The organism is Novipirellula sp. (assembly GCF_041583735.1).
Taxonomy (GTDB): Bacteria; Planctomycetota; Planctomycetia; order Pirellulales; family Pirellulaceae; genus Novipirellula.
The window spans coordinates 1-4248 of sequence record NZ_JBFHFD010000716.1 but is presented as its reverse complement, the minus strand read 5'-3'; the positions used below and the strand labels follow the sequence as shown (position 1 = coordinate 4248).

Annotated in this window: 4 protein-coding genes; all 4 read left to right on the top strand. The window is 56.1% G+C overall.

What is annotated here, in order from left to right; genetic code table 11:
- Positions 1-217 precede the first annotated feature (217 nt).
- Positions 218-1381 (top strand): DUF1559 domain-containing protein, encoded by a 1164-nt coding sequence (locus ABX962_RS31530; RefSeq protein WP_372725553.1) that lies wholly within the window; start codon positions 218-220, stop codon positions 1379-1381.
- A gap of 71 nt (positions 1382-1452) precedes the next feature.
- The gene (locus ABX962_RS31525; protein ID WP_372725551.1) at positions 1453-1584 is read left to right on the top strand and encodes a hypothetical protein; all 132 of its coding nucleotides are present in this window, start codon (positions 1453-1455) and stop codon (positions 1582-1584) included.
- 164 nt (positions 1585-1748) lie between these two features.
- Positions 1749-3266, top strand: coding sequence for a SpoIIE family protein phosphatase (locus tag ABX962_RS31520; protein ID WP_372725549.1), 1518 nt, complete (start codon positions 1749-1751; stop codon positions 3264-3266).
- A gap of 305 nt (positions 3267-3571) precedes the next feature.
- Positions 3572-4248, top strand: a 677-nt coding sequence (locus ABX962_RS31515) for an SIS domain-containing protein (RefSeq protein ID WP_372725547.1), incomplete at its 3' end; no start/stop codon positions are given.

Sequence of the window (4248 nt, the reverse complement as noted above, 5' to 3'; positions counted from 1 at the left end):
GGCGTCGGAGCCAGCGATTTGCGAGTTCCCATCGAGACACCCCGATCAGTCCACACTGTGTCTGCAAAAGTCGCGAAGGAGTGAAAATAATCACCTCGGATTGCTCAGGCGGGTTTGCACTGAAGCAGTGAACAGGCGATAATCATTACCGTGACGGATTATCATTCCCACATGAACACAACACCCTCTCTCTCGGCCTTGTCTTACGGAGCGCGAAATGAAGCGTCAGCGAATCGGATTTACGTTAGTTGAGCTACTGGTGGTCATTACGATCATCGGAATATTGATGGGACTTCTGCTTCCCGCAGTCAACGCCGCACGAGAGGCTGCACGCCGCAATCAATGCAGCACCCAGTTGAAGAACTTGGCACTCGCCGCGATTCAGCACGAAAACGCGAAGGGTGAATTGCCTGGGTATATCAATGACTTTGGCACCTTTGCGACGGGACCTGACCCATCGGCTGAAGTCGCAGGCGGAACCGACCCTGTAAACCACCGAAAGATCGGTACTTGGGCCGTTTCGCTGATGCCATGGCTTGACGCTCAACCAACGTACGAGCAGTGGAGCGAAGATCGTTACCCTGTGATTGATGGAACCAAAGCGTTCCATCCCAAAGCGGCGCCAAACTTGGCGATCCTGCAGTGCCCCAGCAATCCAAATAGCGACGCTCCAATGGGGAGCAACAGCTATATTTCCAACAACGGAACTCCGATCAAAGCATCCAGCACCTCAACCGGAGGAACGGGAAGCAGCACGCCAGACATTTCCTTCAATACCTCCCAGGAGCGAGCAAACGGCGCCTTCAACGCCAAATATCTGGGCACCACTGCTTCGGCTTCGCTTTCAACCGGTCCTGCGGTGCGTCTTGACGACTTTAAAGACGGACAAGGAAACACGATGCTGTTCTCCGAAAATGTACAAGCACAACCTTGGCATCAAGCGGGAATCACTTCGGGAGCAACGCTGGAAGTGGCTGCGGTAACGGCCGACATTGCCTACCCTGAAAATTCTCGCTACTTCCAAGGAATGGTTTGGCATTACGAAGACGACAATCCTGCACCGGGCAGTGGATGGAATTTTCTAAGCACCACCGCAGCAGTGACTCCAGACGCCGTTGATCCGCTTCATAAAATCAATGGTGGCGGCGCCGGGCCAAGCCAGGACATCTTTACGCTGCAAATGAACGCGACCAACGCGATTGACTTGGCACGTCCTTCGTCGGCTCACGTTGATGGTGTCAACGCGGGGATGGCCGATGGTGGGACTCGCTTTATCGGCGAAAACGTTGATTACCGTGTCTACCAAGCGCTGTTGACCCCACGTGGCAAGAGCAGCAGTGTGCCATGGCCCGAATTCGTGCTTAGCGATGACGATTATTAATCGATAACGATATCGACGATCTGTCGTTGCCCAACGCACGACAATAAAACCAGAGCCCAGGTGACAACTTTTTGTCATCTGGGCTTTTTTCGTTTTACGTGGTTGCCGCCAATGCAGGCTGGATCAAGTTGCCCCAAGCGATCAACGATCGATTGACATTGCCGATTTTTCCGATGATTCAGGTTGCACCGCCGTCTTGGTAATTTCCGCAATTCTTATCAGTCATTCGGCTTAGTAAATCTCTACCGCCTTGCCGATCTCGTTTAGGGCAGCGATGGATAACGTTGCCCCGCCCTGCGTAAATCTCACTCTGGCATGGATCGCCGCCAACCGTTTCTCAGCGATCCCACCCACTTCCAGAGCATCGATGAACGTGACTAAGACCATCCCCAACTACTTGCGTATCCACAAAGGTCCCGCCTCGGCCGCCGCTCCTGACCTTGATCCTTCCGGCGATGCCGTCTCCCATTTCTGGCATGTCTTTGGTGACGCCACCGGCTGGCGAATCGATCAGTCGCGACGACGAATCGGATCCGATATCGAGCTGTTACCAAGCGTCAACACCGATACCATTTCGGACCCTAGTGAATCGTCACCGACGGTAACCAAGTCGAGCGCGTTGCGACTTGCGGAATCCGCAGCCATGCTGGCAACCCAACTCCATCACTCGCGTGAGTCGCTGCGCCGGCAAGAGATGGAATTGGCAGCGCGCGCGGCAATCATTCCGGGCGCTGAGCTCCAATCCAAACTTGCCGACAACATCGAAGCAATCTTGCAAAATGCGTGCGAGGCAACGAATTGCAGCGCCGCAGCGATGTACTTACTCGACGAGGACACGGAATTCCTAAAAACCCGTGCGACATACGGATTGCCCACAAGTCGATTGGAAGATTCGCCACGCGAACTGCGAGGCAGCCGTGGTGATCTCGAAGCCATGGTGCGAGGGGTTGTGACGGCTGATAATTTCATGTCGGGCGGACTGGATACATGGAACAGCCCGGAACCGTTTGCAGCAGGCATTTGTGCATCGATCACCGACGCAGACGTTCCGATCGGAACGCTTTGGATCTTTAGTGACGAGGTTCGCACGTTCGGCAAGCCCGAAGCCGCCGCAGGACGACTTGCCGCGTCGCACTTGGCGGTCGAACTGTCTCGCGCCGCGATTGATCTTCGACAAAACCCAAAACTCAACCATGATGATTCACTCCGCGATATTAGCGAGTGGCAACACCTGAGCTTGCCGATCGGTAACGACTTGGCTCCGGGTTGGCGTGCCGATGGGTTGATCGAATCGCCTCAATCTTGGGCAACCGGCTTCCACACCTGGGATGTGTTGCCCGATGGAACGTTGATGATGGCGATGGCCGACTCTCCGGACCGGACCGTTCGCGGTGCGATTCAAACCGCGGTGGCGCGAGCCGCAGTCACCGCCCACAGCAGCTATCGTCACACCGTTTCGCAAATGATGCAGCGGATCAACGACACCCTCTGGCAAACCAACGCCGGCGACCAATTGATGTCAATGCTATACCTGCACATCGACCCGGAAACGGGCGAAGGCAGCTTCGCATCGTGTGGTGATCTGATGGCGATGATCAGCAGCCGCTATGGTTACCGGCCGTTGATTGATGGCCGCAGCGAACCGCTCGGGACTCACCTGTCGGCTCGGCCCACTCTTGATTCGTTTTCGCTACTGCCTGGCGAAACATTGCTAGCGTATAGCCAAGGTTTACGGCTTGATGGTGGGACTCAAAGCGTTTTGGGAGATCGTTTGCGAGGATGCTTGCAAACAGGCGATTTGAACCCGCTTGCTGCCATTCGCCGTGACTTGGTCAACCAGTCACTCGATCACGAACGTGCCGCGATCACGTTGGTTCGATCCTAAGGCTACATTCTGGGCCGCAGGCCGTCACATCTGGCGCACCAGGTGTGTCGCCTACCGGCCTTGATTTCTCTCGCTCGCGAACCGGTTGCCCCGGTTCGCGTGGGTGTTGACCGGAACCGTGGCTAACGACATCACCCGCCCGGCGAACACAGAAGGATTCAGATTTAAGGGTTGCTTGTTTTCGAGCTAAAAAAACTCTCTGCCGATCTCCTCTTGGCGTGATGGTGTCATTCTCGTTAGGATCGGCTCCCTCTCTCGCCCCTGTTCTGATTGAACGGCCTCGAAGTACCAAGGAAGGTCTCGACGTGTCCGCAGCTGAAAAACTTCCCATCGCCACCTCGTCCGCCGAAACAAGCGTTTCGCTGCCTGAAACACTGATTGAACGTTTACGCATTTTGCGTGAAATTGTCTCGATCGAGGGGCATGCCATCCTTTCCGCCGCCAATACGCTGGGCAGCGACGCGGTCCGCGCCGCCGAAATGACGGCCCAGTGCGAAGGATCGGTGATGGTCACCGGCGTTGGAAAAGCAGGGCTGGTGGGAAAAAAATTGGTCGCCACGCTTGCTAGCACTGGCACCCCCGCTCATTTTCTGCACCCCGCAGAAGCGGTTCATGGCGATCTAGGCCGGGTTCGACCGCACGACTTGGTGTGGGCGATCTCCAATTCAGGCCGGAGCGAAGAAGTGGTCCGCATCGCTCCGCATCTTCGCGAACATTCCGCTGGCTTAATCGCCATCACTGCATCGACCGACAATCCGCTCTCTGCCGCTGCCACCTGCACCGTTGCGATCGGCAAACACAACGAAGCATGCCCCAACGGTTTGGCCCCCACGTCCAGTACCGCGGTCATGATGGCAGTGGGAGACGGCATCGCGATGCTGGCCAGTCGACTGCGGTCATTCACCCCTCAGGATTTTGCCAAATTCCATCCGGGCGGTGCGTTGGGACGCAAATTGGCCACGGTCGACCAGATCATGCGAGG